Source organism: Cohnella fermenti (assembly GCF_004801405.1).
GTDB classification, from domain to species: Bacteria; Bacillota; Bacilli; order Paenibacillales; family Paenibacillaceae; genus Cohnella; species Cohnella fermenti.
This window is the reverse complement of sequence record NZ_SSOB01000014.1, coordinates 69167-91159: the sequence shown is the minus strand read 5'-3', so window position 1 is coordinate 91159 and position 21993 is coordinate 69167. Positions and strand designations below refer to the sequence as shown.

Below are 21993 nucleotides of genomic sequence, written 5' to 3'. Positions count from 1 at the left end.
CTGCTGTTCACAACATGCTGCAATCGGCAAATAGCCTGCAAGTAGCGAAGTATCGCTCTTGCAGGCTATCTCCAATGGAACTTTGTCGCAATTAATTGGGAACAATTGGCTTCAGTGCGAATTCGTCAACGCTGCAACGGTACCCTTCATGAATCGGCAAATTCCTGAACTGCTGCACGAGCCCCTCCTTCGCGTGAATAGCCGCCAGCCGCTCCAGCAGTTCAATCTTTTGAGCTTGCCATTCATCCCTATCATAGAGATTGATCTGCTCATCCGGATCTTCGGCCAGATGGAACATCTGGCCGTATATGCGATCTCCCTCGTCGTATAAGGTCAGTCTCCACCCATTATCCGTCAACAACGTTCTTACCGCTCCATACTGTACGGATAATTCTCGAACCTCTGTCATCGACTTATGATGTCCACCGCATTGTTCGGCGAACGAGAATCCCTCATGAGGGGGGATTTCCATTATGTCCGCCCAATCGCAGAAGGTCGCAAAGAAATCCAGCGAGCTTACCAATCGATTGGAAACTCCCTCTTCGATGCCCGGACCATGCACGATCAATGGACAACGAATGCTTTTGTCATAATGCATGGAGCCTTTGGTAATAAAGCCATGATCGCCAAGCATCTCGCCATGGTCGGTCGTAAACACGATTATCGTATTGCTGTCAAGCTTCTTCTCACGAAGCCATGCGACGATTCTGCCGATCTGATCGTCAATGAAGCGGACGGAGCCATGGAAATACGCCTGAAGTTGCTTCAACACCTTATCGGAATGACTCACCTTCCGAAAATTCATCATGTCTCTCGCGCGCGCCAACGTTGGGATTTCGCGCTCCCCCTCAGCCTGCTTCACCGGCAGCGGCATATCTTCATATCGGAACATGTCGTCATAAGGCGCAGGCGGGTCATAGGGGTTATGCGGATCGACAAATGAGACGTGGCAAAAAAAAGGGCGTTCCGGGTATTGCATCATATGCTTGCCCATAAAATCCAGACTTCTATCCACAATAAACGCCGTCTGGTGAAGCTCCTTCGGGAGCGGTGACGCATACATCGGCGCCCAGTCCGAGTTCTTCCTTAACGGAGCGATGAACTTCTCGAACGCGCTCTCCCACCTTTGACGAAGATCAATCCCGTTCTCTCCGTAATTGTTCAGGTACGGCATTGACCAGCAAGTCGCCAGCGCCATGTCATAATACTCGGGATGACATTCCTTTATCCAGTCCAGCCACGGTCCGAGCTTCGTATCTTCCGTTAACACGGCCTCGTCAAAGCCCAGATGCTCCAGTGTCGGCGGCAAAGGTAGTTGCATCGGCGTCTGATGGAATTTCCCGAACCCGCCCGTTCGATAACCATTGCTTCTCAATACTTGCGCATACGTCGGGACATCTTGAGGGAACACAAGATTGTTGGTCGTGACTCCGTGAATGCTCCTCGAACGTCCCGATAACAAAGTGGCTCTGTTTGGCGCGCAGACGGGAACATGCGCGTAACAGCGATCGAATCGGGTTCCACTTGCGGCCAGGGAATCAAGCACGGGGGAAGAAGGAACACTTCCCCCGTAACAATGAAGCGTTGCGGCGGCCAACTGATCGGCCGTTATGAATATAATGTTTGGCTTCATTCGCTCTTCCAACGGTCATAGGCAGCCTGATAAATGCTGATCATATCATCGACGCCCATTTTCTGGATCGTGGCCACATAGTTGTCCCATTCGCTGATCGGCGTTTGACCAAAGATGAACTTGGCTTCCATCTGTTCGACATAAGTTGTTATATCCGCATTCAGCACATTCAGACGATCTTGTTCTTCTTCCGTAAAATAGACGAGGGGGAAGGCCGTCTGTGCATAGGGAAGGAATTGCTCCTCTGTTACTTTGTTCAAGTAAGCCCCCGAAAGATTATACTCCTTCGACAAGAAGTCGTTGTCTCTTACGAGAGGCAGCGGCAAACCGGGATCGGGTACGATCTTCCCTCTGTATTCTTCTTTGTTGTCCCCTTCATAGACAAACTCCCATTGCGTCTGGTCGGCATCCTTCCATTGCCAACTATCGCCGACCATAGCGAAGTTGCTTCCTTCCGGGCTGTAGAAGTAATCTACCCATCTCATGGTCGCTTCCGGGTATTTATTCTTTTTCGTAATTGCAAAGGTGCCCCGCGTGATGCTGGAATTCAATGGATATACCTTCTCCGAATTTACCTCGCTGGTCAGAACGGGCAGTGCCGGATGCTTGGCATTGTCGGCCGGGTCGCTGATATCCAATACGAGGTGCGGGGCTGCATGAACGAATACGCCGATGCGATCCGACTTTCCTTTTGCCGTGAACTGCTGAGTCGTTTGCGAGAACAATTCGGAATCCAGCAGCTTCTCGTTGAACAGCACATTCATATACTTCAGATATTGTTGATAATTGGATTCGATCGGGGAGAACACAATCTTATCATCCTTCACTTCAATGGAATTTGATAGCAAACCAAATGCCGCAAGCAAAGGTTTTCTGAGATTCGTCATGCTTGGAGCCGATAACGGAATTTCATCCTTTTCTCCGTTCTGATTCGGGTCTCCGTCTCGAAATGCGCGCAGAAGCTCGAGTAAATCGTCGGTCGTGGCCGGAAGTGTGGAAATATTCAAATTGGCAAGCCACTCCCCATTGATCCATGGCTTCATTACAAGGTCCCGTGGAACCGTATTTACGTTCGGCAATGCATAAATATGACCATCCGTCGTTGTGATGGATCGCTTCACGTCCGGATTTTCTTCCAGGAACTTCTTCAGATTTGGCGCATATTCCTCAATCAGATCTTCGAGAGGAATGAGAATCCCTTGTTGGCCATAATTGATTTCATCGGCCGTGTCCAGTTGGCCGCCGAAGAACAAATCCGGGTACTCGCCGCTCGCAAAGGCAAGATTTTTACGTTCTTTATAAGACTCTCTTGCAGGCGTATCAAACTCGAAATGGATATTCGTCTTTTTCTCCATCTCCTGAAAAAAGTACATTTGATCCCACGGGCCATGGATAGGTGCTTTCTCTCCCATCAAATCAAGCGTTATCTTCTCTGTCGTAATCGGGAATCCCGTCAGATTGAGATTGCTTGGCGTCTGCTTCTCCGATGCGGATGCGGACGGTTCGTTATTCCGATTATCGCTTCTCGAGCATGCAGACAGCAGCAACAGGCTGAAGCAAGCGAATACAATGATTGATTTTCTCATATTTCCAATCCCCTTTGTCATGTTTTTATGAAGGCAACAAGATTATCCTTTCAAAGACCCAATGAGCACCCCTTTTACGAAAAAGCGCTGCAGGAACGGATAAACAACCAAAAGAGGCAGTGCGGAGACGATCATAACCGAATATTTGACGATTTCAGCAATTCGCGCTTGCGCCTCCATCGCTTCCAAATCGCTAACACCGGTTTGCATCGCGGCGCTCATCTCGCTCGATACCAAGATTTCCCGCAGAAACAACTGCAACGGAAAAATGTCCCGATCCTTCAAGTAAATCATTGCGTTAAAATACTGATTCCAATGCATTACCCCATAAAAGAGCGCCATAACAGCTATAATCGGGCCCGATATGGGAAGAACGACTTTCACGAACATCCTTAAATTCGAGCAGCCATCTATTTCTGCCGCCTCTTCCAATTCACGAGGTACCGTCATTTGAAAGAAGGTCCGCGAAACGATAATATTCATGACGGCGGCTGCCTGCGGCAGAACAAGAGCCCATACGGTATCCACCATATGCAACGATTTTACGAGCAGAAACGTCGGAATGAGTCCGCCGTTAAAAAACATGGTGAATACAATAAAGAGGGTAATCGCATTTCTCCCCGCAAAATCTTTTCGAGCCAAGGCATAAGCGCAAGGTATCGTCAGCAATAGATTGACGATTGTACCGAGCAACGTATATAAGATCGTGTTCTTGTATCCGATCCATATCTCGGCATCCCGGAATACTCGCTGGTACCCCTCCCATGTCACCTCCTTCGGAAAGAGCCACATCCGGCCCGCATTTACGGCAACAGGGTCGCTAATGGAGGCGCTGGTCACATAGATAAGCGGATAAAGCACACTCACAAGCAATAGAAATAAAAATAGATGATTAAAATAAACGAACAATCGATCGAATGTTGATTCTTTCATTGTGTCCTCCTACCATAAGCTTGTTTGACTGAAACGCTTGGCCAAACGATTGGCCATCACCAGCATGAACAGATTAATCAGGGAATTAAATAATCCTATCGCTGCCGAAAAACTGTACTGGGCCTGCAGCAGACCGCTTCGATAGACATAGGTCTGGATCACATCCGATGTCTTCAAATTCAGTTCATTTTGCAGCAAATAAATCTTCTCGAAACCGACGGTCATAAAGTCCCCCATGTTTAAAATGAACATGATGACAATCGTCGGCATAATGCTAGGGATATTGACATTCCGAATGCGTTGCAGCCGCGTTGCGCCGTCTATCTTGGCCGCTTCGTGCAACTGAGGGTCAACGCCGGCCAGCGCGGCCAAATACAGGATGGCTCCCCACCCGAATCGCTGCCACTCGCCGGAAACAACAAAAATCGTTTTGAACCAGCCCGGTTCAGTCAGGAAAGAAATCGGCTCTCCCCCGAATCCTGCAATGATTTGATTGACGATGCCCGATGACGGGTTTAAAAAGGAGATAATCATTCCGCAGATGACGACCGTCGAAATAAAATGCGGGGCATACGTTACCGTCTGAAGAAACCTCTTGTACCACCCATTGGACAATTCATTAAACGCCAATGCGACAATGACCGGAATCGGAAACAGAGCTAGCTGGTATATATTGATGCCCATTGTGTTCCGAATAAGATCCCAGAAATAATAGGAATCAAAAAACCGTTCAAAATGTTCGAAGCCTGTCCATGCGCTTCCCCAGATACCTTCGGATACCTTGTAGTTCTTAAACGCAATGACTAAGCCGTAGGCGGGAAAGTAATGAAAGACCAAAAAATAAAGTACCGTCGGCAAAACAAATGCATAAAGATGCCAATTTTTTCGCAAACGCCCTCTTCGCCGCCTTTTCCTATTTTCCATAGACATGGCTAGCGACGCTTCTGTTGCTAGTTGATTCATGAAATCCTTCCCTTCTACTATCCTGCTGCTCGATTCATGACTCATTCTAGGGTGAATGCGTTTACTTGGTAAATGTGTCGTCCATGCTTCGAATATGTGAGTGATGCAAGGTCGCTTATAAAGCGGTCAGATCGCGGTTTTGCTCCAGTTCGAGCATCATCGCATGCGACAATAAATTCCAATTTAGAAAATCAGGATTCATGATGCCCTCTCCTGTGTCCGGATGGTAGTACTCGTGAAGGGTTCCTGTCTGTTGAATATCACGGCTCAGCATGCGCAGCGTCTTCTCCGCAATCTCACGCGCAAGTTCGTCATAGCCATAGTTCAGCAGCGAACGGAAAACTAAATAATTGGATACAATCCAAACGGGCCCCTGCCAGTTTGAGGGATTGCTCATCGCTTTCAGATTATACAGAGGTTCATCTTTAGCCAGCGTACGAATTCCGTTCTCGCTGAGAAACCTATCGGTTTTCAACAAATATCGGCTTACCATCTTTTCTGCGTAGTCATCCGGCGCAATCTTTGCCCACATCGGCAAAAATGCCGTCCAAGCTTTGTACTTTAAAGGCACAACCCACTCCACCTGCTGATTGGCTTGAAACGGCGTGCTTCCGGCGGAGTCCGCATGATAATAGATTTGGTCGACCGGATCCCACAAGTGCTTATTGACTGCCTCCGATAACTTGCGCTGCTTGAACAAGTAAGTTTCTGCCCGCTCCTCGCCATGCAACATTCGCGCAAGAATGGAGAGCGCCGAATACTCTCTAACGAACAAAGCGTTTAGATCCACGCCTGCTGATGAATTTAACGGCCTGCCATAGACGGCCGGATGGTTATCCGCACCGCTTCCTCGATGCGACCGCCAGACGAATAAACCCGTCTGACTGAATTGCGTTTCCTCCCAGTGCTTGATATAAGCCTCAAGCGTTGCATAGCAGCTCCTAACCCATTCGACATCCCCCAGCTTTCTGGATGCGGCCAGCGCCATTTGCGCAAGAATCGGTTTGCATGTATTGAATGGAAGCTCCGCGCTTCTGCTGCGATAACCGACATTCAACGGCGAATTGGGATTAATGATTTCTGGCAAGTTGGCTTGAATATGGTAGGGAATGAATCCATCCTCTCGAATATGATCCAGGAAATTTAGCACGCAGCCTTTCAAATACGCTCCGCCTTCTTGCTCCGGCTGCATTCCGATTCCAGCGAAGTAACAATCCCAATCCCAGATCACTCCGCGATACGTGCCTCCCGGTTCCAGGAATGGGAACCTCAGCTTTCCTTCGGGTTTTCTCATGATGTTCTCTTGCTTCTCCCTCAAATAATTCCGTACGATTTGCTCATGGTTGTTAGACACTGTGTCCGCTCTCTCCTCCTGGTCGGATTCGCCTTCCGATTGACGATCGAAGGGCGAATCCGGCTTTTGTTTATTTATTCGTGATCACTTCGAATACGTTCACATTATCGAACTGCGTTCCATCCATCGTGCTCAGCAAGCCGAATTGTCCTGCACGAATGCTGTAATCGTTGACCAGCAGCATTTCTTCGTCATTCACATAGGCTTGAATAATGTCGCCTTCGAATTTAAGCCCCAGCGTAACCGATACGTTAGCGCTCATCGTATACGGAACGCTGTCCAATAGCGTTGCCACTCCGTCAACGACAGCATACAGCACCAGTTCTTCCGCAGTATCGTCATACTCAAGCCTATAATAGGTAGCATTGCTCTGATATCGTCCGAGCAGTGCCACCTTGTTGTCCCCCGCTCCTGCCTGCCCCTTCATAACGCTTGCTTCCAGGCTGTAATTCCACCAGACTCGCTTGCCGCTCGTTATTACCGCCTCAGTGGTTCCGACGGTCTGTACCGATTGCCCGGCAATCTGCCATATCCCGGATTCAATATCCCATGCCGACAATGTCGCCTCTTCGAAAGAATCGCTTAACAAAGGCAGTCGCGGCGTAATATTCCACTCGTTGGAAGCCGAGCTCTCGCCTTGATCATTAACCGCCGCTACCCTTACATAATAGGTCGTATCGTTCAACAATCCCTCGATTCTGTAAGTGGAATCGGTCACGCTGGTATAACGCTCCGTATAGGGACCGGATAATGAAGTGCCTACGAGAATGGAATAACTGTCGGCCTCCGGCACTTCCGTGAAATGCACGACGATCGCACTGTCCTGCGCCGTGAGACTCGTAATTCTTGGCGGCTGAAGCAACGACTTCACGTACACTTCGTCGAACCGGGCGGACGCATGATACGTAAGCAGTCCAATCGTGCCTGATATCAAGGAAGCATCTTCTTTTCTTAATTTCTCTTCTCCGTCCAAATAAGCGACCAGTTCGTCTCCCTTGAGACGTAATTTAAATAAATGATCTTCGGAGATGTCGAAAGTCATGTTTTTAGCCGCCAACGTTGTCGTCGTCCCATTCATTCGTCTAACCAACTCTAATTTGCTCAAATTAAAATTATATCGAAGCAAATAATAGTTATTCTCATCCGCGTATCTCGCCATGATGCCAACTAAAGCAGGCGCTTGAACTTGATTCACTCGGATCATGGATTCTATCTCGAAATCCTCCCACATCCGGTCAGCGATAACCGATCTCGCCGTATTCGCGGACAAGTCCTGCTGCTCATAGCTTGCTCCGTCGACTTGATCGGTTATTGTCCAGTCTCCTCCCGACTCGCTCCATGGCTCGCTCATTCCATTATCGAAGCGATCGTAGGCAAGCGGCGACTGCTTGGAAGAGACGCTTTCTTGTACCTGAATATCGTCGAATTGAGCTTGAACGTCATAGGTGGTCAAGCCTATTCGTCCGTTCTCCAAAGATGTGTCCGTCGCCTGCACCTGGGACATGCCATCCACATAACCGGTTACTTTGCCTGCAACGATCTCAAGCGCGAACCGATGCGAATCATTCCATGAGACAAGGGCGCTTGACTGATCCAAGACCATCGTTGTTCCGTTTACCTTCCTAATCAACTCCAGCATCTCGAGGTTGAAATTATATCGCAACAAATAATAATTTTGATCGTCTTGAAACCCGGCCAGCAGACCGATCATTCCAGCCGACTCGGCCTGATTAACTTCAAACAGTGCAGAGACGCGATAATTGCGCCATTGGTCGGAACCAAGGATACTTCTAGCCGTGACTGCTCCTGCTTGTGTCTGCTTATAAACATGATTCCCATCTTGTTCTTCGATTTGCCAGCTCCCGCTAAGGGCTTGCCAAGCGGGATCCTGACCCGATTCGAAATCATCCTCCGTCAGTGTGGACACCTGTTCCAAGGGAGCGACCATGAATTGATCGAACGATACCGGCAGCAAATGCGCCTGCAGACCGACACGTCCGCTGCCCGCAGGCAACACATGCATGATCGAAGAAACGAATTGGCCGTCGAAATAAAGCGACACTCTGTTTTCGCTCTGCACGATCTTCATATTGTGGGCAATTCCAGTATCGAGCGGGCCGCTTAACGAAGCGCTTTTAAACGTCAGCGTAATTCCGTTGCTTCGATTTAGAAAGGATAGCTTGTTCGCAAGCGGATCAAACCGCAGGAGATTATAATTCCCTTTGTCCACATAGGACGTTATAATGTCGACATACGAGCCTTCGAGCGGAGCTGCATTCAGTTGAAAATCGACCGATACTGCATAATTGTTCCAATCATACTCTCCCGCGAGAATTTTTCGATACTCTCCGGCCGTTTGCAGTTGCAGTACTTGATTGCCGTTTTGGCTTGCAACCGTCCAGTCTCCGCTATCCACCTTCCAATCGGAAGCATCGCCGTCTTCAAAGGAATCGCTTAATAGCGGATTTCTTGTCATTGCGCTTTTTTCATTCGATTGCGTTCCCGGACCTAGACTATTCTCCGGTCTGATTATGAAAAAATAGGTGCTGTTGTTGTTCAGATCGGGAACGGCAACCGTAACGGTATCGTATTCCGCATTGACGGATGACGCGTCAATGCGAAGGGATTCCGTGTAGTCGTCGGATTTGACGCCATACAAGATGGTGTAGCCGGTAGCTCCGTTGATCTCTGTGAAGCTAAGATCCACATGATCGTCTCCGGGGACGGCTTGCAGCAGTTCCACATCCCCCAAGCTATTGGACAGAAGGAAGTCGTCAACTTCGCCTGCCAGCTTGTTCAGTAGAAGCCCCGACTTTCCCTCATACAGCGATTCGTCGCGGGCGGACAACCGCAGCTCCCCATTCACATAGCCAAGCAACTGCGTCCCCCTCATATAGAACGTCAAGTCATAGGAGGTTTCCGGACTAAGAACCATCGGAATTTCCGATATTGTCGTTACCGTATTCGATACTCTCTTCTGAAGTTGCAGCCTTGCATTCGAAACATTGTATTTGAACATATAGTAGTTCCCGCCATCTTGATATCTGCCGATAAGACCGAAGCTCGAATCGCTCGCAGCGGACTGATAGGCAAATGAAGCCTTCATGGTCACATCGCGCCAATCGCGGCTGTTATAGACGGCTCTGCTGTAAGAAGCGGAATCGCTCTGCCGATAAATCCATGATTCTCCGGCATCCTCTACAGACCAGGCCCCCCCGGATGATATCCACCCTTGCGCTTGACCATCTTCGTAATTTTCCAGCATTGGAGGCAACGATTGACGCGCAACCTGGGACGAATCGGAAATGACGGACCAATTGCCGCTCTCATCATACGCCCTGACCGCAAAATGATAAGTTGCTCCCGGCAATAATCCTTCAATCGTCATCGTCTGGGTATTTCCACCCGCTACGGGAACAGGCGTGGCATCGACTTGCGAGGCTCCGTAGAAGTTGGACATGCCGATATCATAGAAAGAATAGGCCACTTTATAGCCCGAAACGGTTCCCGCCTCTGCATCGTCGCCTGGCGCAGTCCATTGCAAGGTAACGGAATCGCTTGTGTAGCCAGAAACTTCCAAATCCATTATATCAGCCGGGGCAACTGTATCCGGGATCTCCGGCGTCAGCTTCACCATGGTCAGATTGTAGATGGACGGATCCGTCGCCAATGCTGCCCGAATGAGCGCAGTTGACGGTTCGCTAACGAGACCCGGAGCCGTATACAAACCGGAAGGACTGATGCTTCCAGCTCCGTATACCGACCACGCAACCGTACCGGTTGCGCCTTGCAGCGAAGCGGTAAATTGCTGCGTCTGGCCGGCTTGCAGCGTAACGCCATCGGCAGGCGTGATCGATGCCTGCGCGGGGATCGTCTTCGTTGTATAGACGATCAGGCTGTTGGCCGGTATCACATCCGTCAGCGTGTCGAGATTGCCGTTAAACTGCTTATCCCAATGAATGATCGATAAATTCCCGTCTCTGACGATGGAATCGGAGTATACATACCGATAGAGCGGGACGTTGATCGTATCGCTGAACTGCAAATCGATGTTTCTTTCGCTCTCGGCATCCTTATTGAGCACAACGAAGGTGTAATCCGTTCCATTGACGATGCCTGCCGTTCGTATCATAGAATCGTCGGAGTTGGACAACACGATATCGCTGCCCTTGTCGATCATCGAGCTCAATAGGCTGAAGGCGTAATAGACATATCTCGGCTGAAGGTCGTCCGGGAGCCAACGCCATAAGCCGAGCGCCTGCAATCCCGGTTTCGAGATCGCGTTGGCGTTGTATGCCCGCGGCGACACCAGATACTGTTCATGACTTCTCCAGAACGACATCGCTTTCGTGACATCGTTATTGAGCCCCGCGAGAATAACCTCGGATAGCTTGATCCCATAATCGAACGATTCTCTCGATTCGTACGTATCGCTATCAGGCGCGCCGAACTCGGACACATACAGTTTTTTCCCAGACGGTCTCAGAATGTTGGCTCTTTCCTCCAGCCAACCGCCTACGCGCTCATCATCCATCCGATAAGCATGCGAGCTGTACGCGTCAATAATTGCATCTTTATTCTTCTCGCTGCTCATCACCCATTGCAAAGCTCGGCCGCTTTCGTCCGGCGCCAGCAACTGAACGCGATCCCGAAGACCGTCTTCGACGAGCCGGTCATGCAGCGACTGCAGCAAATTCATGTAGAAGGCTTGCTTGTCCGTTCCTTCCGGAACAAGCATTTCGTTCCCGTTTACTTCGTTAAACGTGTGGATGGCTTTAATATTGCTATAGCCTTGCGTATTAAGAAAGTAATTCAGCGTGTAAGAAATGCCTTCCGTCCATTCGTCAACATTTGAGGGAGCGCTTTCATCTTTGGAAGAAGGATACGTAAGCCAGTCCCATTGGGGGACGTCGCGCTTCCACCCCATGACCAGAATAACGTCTATGTCCTCTTCTTTAAGAAATTGAAGAATGCGGTTCACCGATTCCATACGGGAATTGTCCACAGAGAACCCCTGGGCGTTAGCGACGAAGGGATCGTTATTGTCATTGATCGGTTCGATCCAATCGAGTTGGAACCACATTCGGATTAATTTTGGTTTGTATTTTTTTATTCTAAGCTTTTCGATTTCCCAATACTGTTCATTATATCCCTTCTCTATGCTTTCCGGCATGAATTGAAACGGATCCAATTCAGCTCCCAACCCCTCGAAACCGCTGTTCACCACCGTTTCGAAATCATAATCAAGATGGCTTGTTGTTGACGCTTGTATGACCGATTGGCCCATTAGCATGGCAAGCGTCATACAACCGATTACCAACAAGATCTTTACATAATGCCTTCGCACAAGCTTCACCCTTCCCTGATGGAATGTACCGCGAAATCAGTCTAAACAGAACGCCGATCCAACGTAAACATGTGTTTCTGCACTGGGCATGTATTTCATTCCGTCATGATTATCGGCCATGTATTTGTTGCTTCCGATTGTCATTATTCTGGCGTTTTACGATTTGGGACAAAAAAAATAAGGGGAAGATGTCCCCTTGCGAAAAGCTGATGTCCGCAAGCTCTGGTTAGGAGTGAAGCTTGCGATATTGTCCGGGTGTGATGCCTTCGGCATTTTTGAATTTGCGAATAAAGTTCGGTACATCGGCGTAGCCGACTCCGGCAACGATATCCTTGATCGGTTGCCCGGTTTGTTTCAATTGACGCTTCACTTCCTCCATTCGAAGGTCCACAACATACTCGGAGAAGGTGAACCCGGTTTGTTCCCTTATGAAGCGGCTGAAGTAGGACAGCGACATTTGAAAGTGGTCGGCGATGCGTTCCAAATTCAGATCATATTCTTTGAAATGATCTTGAATATACCTTAAGATCCGTTCGCCCAATTCCTGATTCTTGTTCTGTTTGCTCGACTCAACCTGATTGCAAATATCGGCAATCATCCCCGTCATCGCCTGACGCAGTTGCTCCAACGAAGTGAACTCCGTAAGCAGACTCACATGTCCCTTCAATAGAGTCAGCTTCCATTCGCTAATTGCTTTCAAGCAAGTGTTCACGAGATCAAAGCTCATGCAACGGAACATGAATAATGACGAATCCTTTTCCTGCAGATCCAAGAGAATGGCTTCAAGAGCGGCGTTGGCCGCTTCTTTGTTGCCTTGCTTCATGCTCTGAACCAGCCTGATCTGCTCCTCCACAGGGTACCAATCATGGCGTTCCTTCCAGTCGGAAATATCATTGAAAAACAAAATGGAACCTGATCTGCTCTTCGCACTTGTTTCCAGAGCGGCGCAAGCTTCAATGAAGGATCGGTTCACATCTATCAGTGCGGACACAGCGTTGCCCAATCCAATCATCGGCTTGAAGCCGCAGCAGCCTTCAAATAGATACGAGAGCTCGCTCGTCGCCGCTTCTTGAACCTGACGCATTCCGGACGGCTCGCAATCGGTATTCATCAGCATGACAATAGCTTGCTCCATCGTCATTTCTACGCCGTATCCGATAGCGTTCGAAAGCGGCACGACCGATAACATTCTTAGCAGTTCCTCCCTGCTCTGCATTGGGATATACTCATTCGAATCAATGGATATGACGGCCACAAAGAAACTTTCTCCGCGCCAGACCAGATTTTCCCGGGAAACATTCGTCTCGATCTCCGCGACATCCTTCATCATGCCCTTCAACAGCTTGAAGAAGAATTGCTCTCGAACGATCGGCCTTTGGTAGTCGAGTTGCTCGATCATCTCGCGTGTAGATTCCACGGATGACCACAAGACATCGAGCTCATGTTTGCTTTCGTTCGCATTGCCACGCAAGGCATGCAGCGAACGGATCCGATCGGCAATCCCGCGAATCGGACGATATTGTCGTCTCGATAACAGGAACGCAATCGAAATTCCAATCATCACTACAACCGTGCATACAATTAAAATGAACGTCCTCATCTCAAGTACTCGTCCTATGAATTGACTTGTCGGCATAACGACAATGTATGACCACCCTGTCGACTCCGAATTCTCTCGCATCATCGAATATTGTTCTTTGTCGATCAAAGCGTTGTAGACACCGTCATCTCCATATAGTGATATCAATTGCCTTATGTCGGCTTCCGCTAACCCTATGCCTTTGGATTTCGATGCAAACAAGTCGCCCTTGGAGTCCGAGATGTATACTCCTCCAATGAAATCACCGAGAATGGGGGTCGCAAACTCGGTGAACATCGATTCGGATATGAAAAACACCACCGTCCCATAAGGAGATTGCGAATTTCGGGGAATCGGAACAGTATAAACCAAAATTTTGTTTTGCTGCTTGTTCGAGACTGATGACAAACGCAATAATTCCGGTTCGCGAAGATTGTTCAAATCCATAATTAACTTGTCGGCATCAGATGCGGCAACAGAATAGATGCTGCTGAAGAACGTTTCGAGCGAGCTCATGCCGACCGAAGTATACAAGCGGTCGTCCCCGTGGAAGTACAGGGCTATTTCTTCCGCGATTACATTGCTGTCCTTGTAAGTGGCCAGTTCGTCCTTGGCTATCACGCCATTGTAGCTCCCATTCCTCACACTAAACGGGGTTAAATCAGTATCGATCGATATTCGCGAGGCTGTCTTGTCCAGGCCCTTTGCCATTAGGTCGAACGTCTTCTTCAATTGGTCCAACTTAAACATATTCGAGGATTCAACCTCGCCTTTGAAGCTGACAACCGCGTTGTAGTAAACGACGCAGCTCAGGATCGTGAACGGGATTGCGAATATAAGGATATGGGAAATTAAAAACTGGTAAAAAAGACGGTGTTTTCTTTTTCTGTTTTCCATCTTCAACCCCCGATCAATCAATCGATCACTCATATAGCCGAGCCTCCGACCACATCGAGAAAGCGCTTGCAATAGAATGATTACACAGTCCATGACCTTGGCTATTTGTTGCTCTATCATACCTCATTTTAAGCTGTTTCGAAACAGCACCCCGCTAATTCAAAGAAGAGACCGATTTCTCGATCTCTTCCAGTCTCCTCGTTCTCACCGCTTATGAACGGTCGCTGGTGATGCGTGCATCTGATTACAGCCATCATCCGAAGCACGGCAAATTTCAGCGCCCGCATCGAACTCCTGCGGATGGCGGCGCTTCAGCTCGGCAACGGCTTCGCCCCGCCCCGTCTCCTCCAGCCGTTCAATGTACGCGGGAAGGTGTCCCTTCGCGTGAAACGGCCCTCCTTCCTTCATGACAGTCCACAACGGATCCACATCGAACTTCATCGAACTCATCATGTCATCGTGCCACTCGTTCAGCAGATAGACGGCCTCCCTGCACAATTCCGGTCGTTCCTTAGCGAGGCTGTATTGCTCGAACGGGTCCTCCTTCAAGTCGAATAGCATCTCTTTGTCGAATAAGTGGAAGCCATCGTGATAGGTCCGAATGTATAAATAATCGCCGAAGCGCACGCTTCGCTGACAGACATGCGCGCATTGGGAGACGACCAGGAAGTCCCGCTTCGATCCGCTCTCGCCCCGCAGGACATGAGCATAGCTCCGGCCGTCCCAACTGTTCATGGGGGCTCTTCCGAACAGCTCGGCCAAGGTCGGATTCAAGTCCAGATGGTAGTGCAATTCGTCGTTGACGGCCGCCCGGGTCATCCCCGGCCAACGTATGATCATCGGGATGCGGCAAGTCGCTTGGTCGGCAGTGCCATGCTCGCCGTATATGCCCAATTCGCCCTGGTTCTCCCCGTGATCCGCAGTAATGATGATGACCAGTTCCTCCATTACTCCTTGCGCCTCCAGTGCGCGGAAGAGTTGCCCGATATTGTCGTCCGTGTACCGAATCCCTGTATCGTAGCCGTCAATCATGTCGCGCAGCGAGGCCCGATCTACGATCTCCCCTGGATGCCTCGGATATTTCGGAGACGTCCGGTTGTCGTACATGTTGATCTCGCTGGCGCTGTGAGGTCCCACCTTCTTCAAGTGACGCTCCAGCACGTTGTCCGTGATCCAGTCCGGCAGCGGGTCGTTCTCGAACGGATTGCCATACTCAGCCGGGGCGCGGTACGGCGTATGAGGATCCCAATAGTTCACGTAGAGGAACCAGTCGTCCTTCATCCCGTTCGCCTGTATCCAGTCCAGCACCGTCGGCGTAACTTCTTCAGCGGATTCCATGCCGCTCTGTCCGGTATTATGAATCTCGTTAAATCCCGCATAGAACGTCCAAGACGAATGCCTCTCGCCGAACGGGCTGATCAGCGCGGTACGCAAGCCGACGGAACGCAGAAAGGCTGGCAAACTCTCTCGCGCCAGCGTATCCTGGAATAGCCGGTCGGGGCCGTCGTGACGCACGTCGGCGGCCGTGCCGCCGTGACCGACGACTCCGTTGTGAATGCCGAAGCGACCGGTCATTAGGGCGGTTCGGGAAGGAAAGCATGGCGCGTCGGAGGTATAATAATTGGTGAAGCGTACGCCTTCCTGCGCGATCCTGTCGATATTGGGAGACGTATTCCGATGGTATCCGTAACACCCCAGATGGTCGGGGCGCGTCGAATCCAGGTCGAGCAGCAATATTCTCATGGTATGCCTCTCCTTATTCCGCTAAAATCAATCCTTAATCCTTGAAATGAAATAATCCGACTCCCCCATTATAAAATCAACCTATCCAGAAGAATATGTATTATTCTATGATTGATGTAGAATCGGCCACCGAAATTAAAGGAGCGATGACGAGCCATGGTGCGTATAAAATCCGTTCATTTCGATGACTATGATACGAATTGGTACAATCCTGAAGTTTATGTAAAATCCCATATTTTCGTGTTTATCCTGCAAGGAAAAGTGCAGTATGCCCTCAACGGTTCGCGGTGCGAGTTGGACAAGTCCGACTTTCTGCTGATTCCGACGGGAACGCGGCGTGAAGCCTGGAGCCACCCGGGCGGCGGCCATCAGAAGTACACAGTATTCTTTGAGCCGGAAGAATCCGTCCAGCAGTCGCTTCCTTTGCTGTGTTCCCGTAGCCATCGAATCGAGAGGTGCCATCTTTTCGATTACGTCAAGCAGCGGTTCGCCGTTCTCCACCAGCATTGGGTGGGGAGACAGCCTTACTTCGAGGTGCTGTGCGCCAGCATCTGCACCGAACTGCTCACTCTCTTGTACCGCGAGATCAGCATGCGTCATCTCTCTCCCATCAAGATAAGGCTGTGCGAGCAACTCAAGGAATATATTATCGAGCATTACCGCGCGCCTATCCGATTGGAAGAGCTTGCCCGGCAGATCGATCGTTCCGCCAACTACACGAATGCAATCTTCAAAGAAACGACCGGACAGACGCCGATCGAATTCATGCTTCAACTGCGCATCTCCACTGCGCGCGAGCTGCTGGCCGACACAGAGATGACCCAAGCCGATATCGCACGTTATCTCGGATTTTTCGATGCCTCCTATTTTTATCGCACGTTCAAAAGACTGACCGGATCTACCCCCGCTTCCGTCCGGCAAGCGGCCAGGCTTTCGCGATCATGACTAGTTTCACCCGGCTAGAAGATGCTTGCTTAGCTGAGCACGCCGAACATTGAAAAAAGACCGCCCCGGGAACCCGGAGCGGTCTTCTTTATCGCGGTTAAGCGAATTACTTTTGGATCGTTGCTACAGCGCCGGCACCAACCGTACGGCCGCCTTCGCGGATGGAGAAGCGAGTTCCTTCTTCAACGGCGATCGGGGAGATCAGCTCGACGGTAACGGTGATGTTATCGCCAGGCATAACCATCTCGGTGCCTTCTGGAAGGTTTACGATGCCCGTAACGTCAGTCGTACGGAAGTAGAACTGCGGACGGTAGCCCGTGAAGAAAGGCTTATGACGGCCGCCTTCTTCCTTCGTCAGAACGTAGATTTGAGCCGTGAAGTTCGTGTGCGGCTTAACGGAGCCCGGCTTAGCCAGAACTTGTCCGCGCTCGATGTCCTTACGGTCAACGCCGCGAAGCAGTGCGCCGATGTTGTCGCCCGCTTGAGCGGAGTCGAGCAGCTTACGGAACATTTCAACGCCCGTTACAACCGACTTGCGAGTGTCTTCTTGCAGACCGATGATCTCAACTTCTTCGCCGATCTTGATCGTTCCGCGTTCTACACGGCCCGTAGCAACCGTACCACGACCGGTGATCGTGAACACGTCTTCGACAGGCATAAGGAAAGGCTTAGCCGTGTCGCGCTCTGGTTGCGGGATGTAGGAGTCAACTTGCTCGAACAGTTCAACGATCTTGTCAGCCCAAGGGCCGTCAGGATTTTGCAGAGCTTCACGAGCAGCGCCGCGGATGATCGGAGTGTCGTCGCCCGGGAACTCGTATTCGTTCAGCAGGTCGCGAACTTCCATCTCAACCAGCTCAAGCAGCTCTTCGTCTTCAACCATGTCGCACTTGTTCAGGAAGACAACGATGTAAGGAACGCCTACTTGGCGGGAGAGCAGGATGTGCTCGCGCGTTTGCGGCATTGGGCCGTCGGCTGCGGATACAACGAGGATAGCTCCGTCCATTTGAGCAGCGCCGGTGATCATGTTCTTGACATAGTCGGCGTGTCCTGGGCAGTCAACGTGTGCATAGTGACGGTTCGGAGTTTCGTACTCAACGTGAGCCGTCGAGATCGTGATGCCGCGTTCGCGCTCTTCCGGAGCCTTGTCGATTTGGTCGAATGCTACAGCAGCACCGCCATAACGCTTGGACAGTACAGTCGTGATTGCAGCCGTCAGCGTCGTTTTGCCATGGTCAACGTGACCGATCGTGCCGATGTTAACGTGCGGTTTGTTACGTTCAAACTTAGCCTTTGCCATTGTAAATTCTCCTCCTTATAGTAAAGGAAATTTTATAGGGTGGACGGGATTGGGTCATGCCGACGGCATCCCCAGCCCGACCGATTGCATCAAGGATTAAGCGCCCTTGTTCTTGGAGATGATCTCTTCCGAGATCGACTTCGGCACTTCTTCATAGTGCGACAGTTCCATCGAGAACACGCCGCGGCCTTGCGTACCGGAACGAAGAACAGTGGAGTAGCCGAACATCTCGGCCAGCGGCACCTTCGCACGAACAATCAGCGCCCCATGACGGGAATCGCTGCCTTCGATGCGTCCGCGACGGGAGCTGAGCATGCCCATGACATCGCCCATGTACTCTTCCGGAACGGTTACTTCGACCTTCATGATCGGCTCAAGCAGAACAGGAGCGCACTTGTCCTTCGCTGCCTTGAGCGCCATCGAGCCGGCGATCTTAAACGCCATTTCGTTGGAGTCGACATCATGGTACGAACCGTCGAAGATAGTGGCCTTGATGTCCACGAGCGGGAAGCCCGCGAGGACGCCGTTCTTCATCGACTCTTCGATACCAGCTTGTACCGGTGCGATGTATTCGCGCGGTACGGAGCCGCCGACAACCTTGTTCTCGAAGACGAACCCTTGGCCCGGCTCAAGCGGTTCGAACTCAACCCAACAGTGGCCATATTGACCGCGGCCGCCGGATTGGCGTACGAACTTGCCTTCGACCTTGGCCGATTGCTTGAACGTCTCGCGGTAAGCAACTTGCGGCTTGCCAACGTTCGTCTCAACCTTGAATTCGCGAAGCATGCGGTCAACGAGGATCTCAAGGTGAAGCTCACCCATACCTGCGATGATCGTCTGTCCGGTCTCTTCGTCGGTGTGAGCGCGGAAGGTCGGATCTTCTTCAGCCAGCTTCTGCAGAGCGATACCCATCTTGTCTTGGTCGGCCTTGGTCTTAGGCTCAACCGCGAGTTGGATAACCGGCTCTGGGAAGTTCATGGATTCGAGGATAACCGGGTTCTTCTCGTCGCACAGCGTGTCGCCCGTCGTTGTGTCCTTGAGACCGACGGCTGCAGCGATGTCGCCTGCATACACTTCGCTGATCTCCTGACGGCTGTTCGCGTGCATCTGCAGGATACGGCCGATACGTTCGCGCTTGTTCTTCGTCGCGTTGACCACATACGAACCGGAGTTCAGTACGCCGGAATAAACGCGGAAGAATGTCAGCTTACCAACGTAAGGGTCGGTCATGATCTTGAACGCGAGCGCCGAGAACGGTTGATCGTCAGCGGACTTGCGAGTCGTCTCCGTGCCGTCATCGAGGTGACCCTTGATGTCCGGAACGTCGATCGGAGCAGGCAGGAAGTCGACGACAGCATCCAGCATCGGCTGAACGCCCTTGTTGCGGTAGGAAGATCCACATACGACCGGGAAGATCTTAACCTCCACGACGCCCTTGCGAAGTCCAGCCTTGATCTCAGCAACGGTCAGCTCTTCGCCTTCCAGATACTTCATCATCAACTCTTCGTCAAGTTCGGCAACCTTCTCAACCAATTCCATGCGGAGTTCTTCGACTTGGTCGGCCAACTCGGCAGGAATTTCTGCTTTAACCGGATCTTTGCCCAGATCATCTTGGTAGACATAAGCAACCCGTTCAATCAGGTCGATCATGCCCTTGAAGTGATTCTCAGCGCCGATCGGCAATTGGATAGCGACGGCATTAGCTTGCAGACGAGCGCGCATGTCGTTGACGACTTGCAAGAAGTCTGCACCGATGATGTCCATCTTATTAACATAAGCGATACGCGGCACTCCATAACGATCGGCTTGACGCCATACCGTCTCGGATTGCGGCTCTACGCCTTCCTTGGCGCTGAATACGCCAACGGCTCCATCCAATACGCGCAGGGAACGTTCAACTTCAACTGTAAAGTCAACGTGCCCCGGAGTGTCGATAATATTGATGCGGTGACCCTTCCACTGAGCGGTCGTCGCGGCAGACGTAATCGTGATGCCGCGTTCTTGTTCTTGCTCCATCCAGTCCATCGTAGCGGCGCCTTCATGCACTTCGCCGATCTTATGAACGCGTCCGGTGTAGAACAGGATCCGTTCCGTAGTCGTAGTCTTGCCTGCGTCAATATGCGCCATGATCCCGATATTGCGCGTATTTTGTAAGGAGAACTCTCTTGCCATTCTTTTGTCTCCTTTCGCTTCCCCGACTCCCCTGTCTTACCAGCGGTAGTGAGCGAATGCTTTGTTGGCTTCAGCCATCTTGTGCGTGTCTTCGCGCTTCTTCACGGCTGCGCCGGTGTTGTTGGCGGCATCCATGATCTCGGCGGCAAGACGTTCTTCCATCGTCTTCTCCCCGCGGTTGCGGGAATAGTTGACGAGCCAACGAAGTCCGAGGGACGTGCGGCGCTCCGGCTTGACTTCAATCGGAACTTGGTAGTTGGCACCACCTACGCGACGAGCCTTAACTTCGAGAACCGGCATGATGTTCTTGATTGCCGCCTCGAAGACCTCCATTGGGTCCTTGCCGGAACGCTCTTGAATCAGGTTGAATGCATTGTACAACAGTTGTTGCGCAACACCCTTCTTCCCGTCGATCATGATCCGGTTGACGAGACGAGTAACCAGCTTGCTATTGTATACCGGGTCCGGGAGAACGTCCCGCTTCGGTACTGGTCCTTTACGTGGCATCGAGTAATTCCTCCTTTCTCATTCTTCATGAGCTGAGCTCATTTTAAACCTGGCAACGATACTTATTTCTTGGCCTTAGCGCGCTTCGTGCCGTACTTGGAACGAGCTTGCTTGCGGTTGTTCACGCCTGCGGTGTCGAGAGCGCCGCGAACGATGTGATAACGGACACCCGGAAGGTCCTTAACACGACCGCCGCGAATCAGAACGACGCTGTGCTCCTGCAGGTTGTGACCGATCCCCGGAATGTAGGCTGTGACTTCGACGCGGTTCGTCAGACGAACACGGGCATACTTACGAAGGGCCGAGTTCGGCTTCTTCGGCGTCATCGTACCTACACGGGTGCATACTCCGCGCTTCTGAGGAGCGCTCAGGTCGGTTTCCACACGCTTGAGGGCATTGAAGCCCTTCTGCAGTGCAGGGGATTTCGACTTGACGACCTTAGGTTCGCGGCCTTTGCGTACGAGCTGGTTGATTGTTGGCATGGTATTGCCACCCCCTTCCCATAATGTTGGAGAACTAGAATAACGGCATCCGGCCCCAGCGGAGCGAAGTCCACAGATCCAGGCGGTTCATTTTGAGAAATGCGAAAGGGTTCGACCGATTCTATCCTCGCCATAAAGACAAATCCAGAACGGCTAAACCCATACTTCCTATTCCTCTACGACAACGGCGGCTGCCGTGCCGACCTCAATTCCGCATGTCTTGCCTAGAGCGCGCATCGTATCGACATACACAACCTCGACGGAGTGCTGCTTGCATAACTGCACGATACGAGACGTCAGGCGCGAATCTGCATCCTGCGCTACATAGACCAAGGAGGCTTTGTGTTGTTCGACCATCTTGATCGTCTGCTTAGTGCCTACCTTGATGGTTCCCGGCTCCAAACGTCCTTCGAATTCCATGGACATTCGACCTCCAGTAGCATAAGAATCAGCACGTCGGGCACACACTAGAACATATTATCATCCGGAATAGCCCGTGTCAAGAATCTGGCTCGCCGGTTTAAGGCATTAATTTTGTCGAAGCTCGTTCCGCTT

The 21993-nt window shown here is 50.9% G+C and carries 14 protein-coding genes; 1 reads left to right on the top strand and 13 read right to left on the bottom strand.

All coding sequences use genetic code 11. From position 1 onward, the window contains the following. Window positions 1-91: 91 nt before the first annotated feature. The 8 genes from E6C55_RS12885 to E6C55_RS12850 form a co-directional block, all read right to left on the bottom strand. Window positions 92-1633 carry a sulfatase family protein gene (locus E6C55_RS12885; RefSeq protein WP_136370210.1) on the bottom strand — a complete coding sequence of 514 codons (1542 nt, stop codon included), beginning with the start codon at window positions 1631-1633 and terminating at the stop codon, window positions 92-94. Beyond that, window positions 1630-3219 carry an extracellular solute-binding protein gene (locus E6C55_RS12880; protein WP_168735614.1) on the bottom strand — a complete coding sequence of 530 codons (1590 nt, stop codon included), beginning with the start codon at window positions 3217-3219 and terminating at the stop codon, window positions 1630-1632. The genes E6C55_RS12885 and E6C55_RS12880 overlap by 4 nt, the downstream gene beginning before the upstream one ends. A gap of 42 nt (window positions 3220-3261) precedes the next feature. Continuing rightward, window positions 3262-4152, bottom strand: coding sequence for a carbohydrate ABC transporter permease (locus tag E6C55_RS12875; RefSeq protein WP_136370208.1), 891 nt, complete (start codon window positions 4150-4152; stop codon window positions 3262-3264). Between the two features lie 9 nt (window positions 4153-4161). Next, window positions 4162-5115, bottom strand: coding sequence for an ABC transporter permease (locus E6C55_RS12870; protein ID WP_136370207.1), 954 nt, complete (start codon window positions 5113-5115; stop codon window positions 4162-4164). Between the two features lie 115 nt (window positions 5116-5230). Then, a complete protein-coding gene (locus E6C55_RS12865) occupies window positions 5231-6469 on the bottom strand; it encodes an MGH1-like glycoside hydrolase domain-containing protein (protein WP_136370206.1) in 1239 nt (412 codons plus the stop codon). A 70-nt stretch (window positions 6470-6539) separates the two neighbouring features. Further along, window positions 6540-11774, bottom strand: coding sequence for a fibronectin type III domain-containing protein (locus tag E6C55_RS12860; RefSeq protein ID WP_136370205.1), 5235 nt, complete (start codon window positions 11772-11774; stop codon window positions 6540-6542). Window positions 11775-12042: 268 nt separating this feature from the next. Beyond that, a complete protein-coding gene (locus E6C55_RS12855; RefSeq protein WP_168735613.1) occupies window positions 12043-14325 on the bottom strand; it encodes a helix-turn-helix domain-containing protein in 2283 nt (760 codons plus the stop codon). A 171-nt stretch (window positions 14326-14496) separates the two neighbouring features. Then, entirely contained in the window at window positions 14497-16035 is a 1539-nt protein-coding gene (locus E6C55_RS12850) for a sulfatase family protein (protein WP_136370203.1), read from the bottom strand. 156 nt (window positions 16036-16191) lie between these two features. Here E6C55_RS12850 and E6C55_RS12845 point away from each other — a divergent pair, with 156 nt between their 5' ends. Beyond that, a complete protein-coding gene (locus tag E6C55_RS12845; protein WP_136370202.1) occupies window positions 16192-16980 on the top strand; it encodes a helix-turn-helix transcriptional regulator in 789 nt (262 codons plus the stop codon). Window positions 16981-17086: 106 nt separating this feature from the next. Here E6C55_RS12845 and tuf read toward each other — a convergent pair whose 3' ends face one another. From tuf to E6C55_RS12820, 5 genes are all read right to left on the bottom strand, one after another. Then, on the bottom strand, window positions 17087-18277 hold the full coding sequence (gene tuf / locus E6C55_RS12840) for an elongation factor Tu (protein ID WP_136370201.1): 1191 nt from the start codon (window positions 18275-18277) through the stop codon (window positions 17087-17089). A 96-nt stretch (window positions 18278-18373) separates the two neighbouring features. Beyond that, window positions 18374-20449 (bottom strand): elongation factor G, encoded by a 2076-nt coding sequence (fusA, locus tag E6C55_RS12835; protein ID WP_136370200.1) that lies wholly within the window; start codon window positions 20447-20449, stop codon window positions 18374-18376. 36 nt (window positions 20450-20485) lie between these two features. Then, window positions 20486-20956 carry a 30S ribosomal protein S7 gene (gene rpsG / locus E6C55_RS12830; protein WP_126961551.1) on the bottom strand — a complete coding sequence of 157 codons (471 nt, stop codon included), beginning with the start codon at window positions 20954-20956 and terminating at the stop codon, window positions 20486-20488. Between the two features lie 62 nt (window positions 20957-21018). Then, on the bottom strand, window positions 21019-21438 hold the full coding sequence (gene rpsL, locus E6C55_RS12825) for a 30S ribosomal protein S12 (protein WP_136370199.1): 420 nt from the start codon (window positions 21436-21438) through the stop codon (window positions 21019-21021). A 168-nt stretch (window positions 21439-21606) separates the two neighbouring features. Next, entirely contained in the window at window positions 21607-21858 is a 252-nt protein-coding gene (locus E6C55_RS12820; RefSeq protein WP_136370285.1) for a ribosomal L7Ae/L30e/S12e/Gadd45 family protein, read from the bottom strand. Window positions 21859-21993 lie beyond the last annotated feature (135 nt).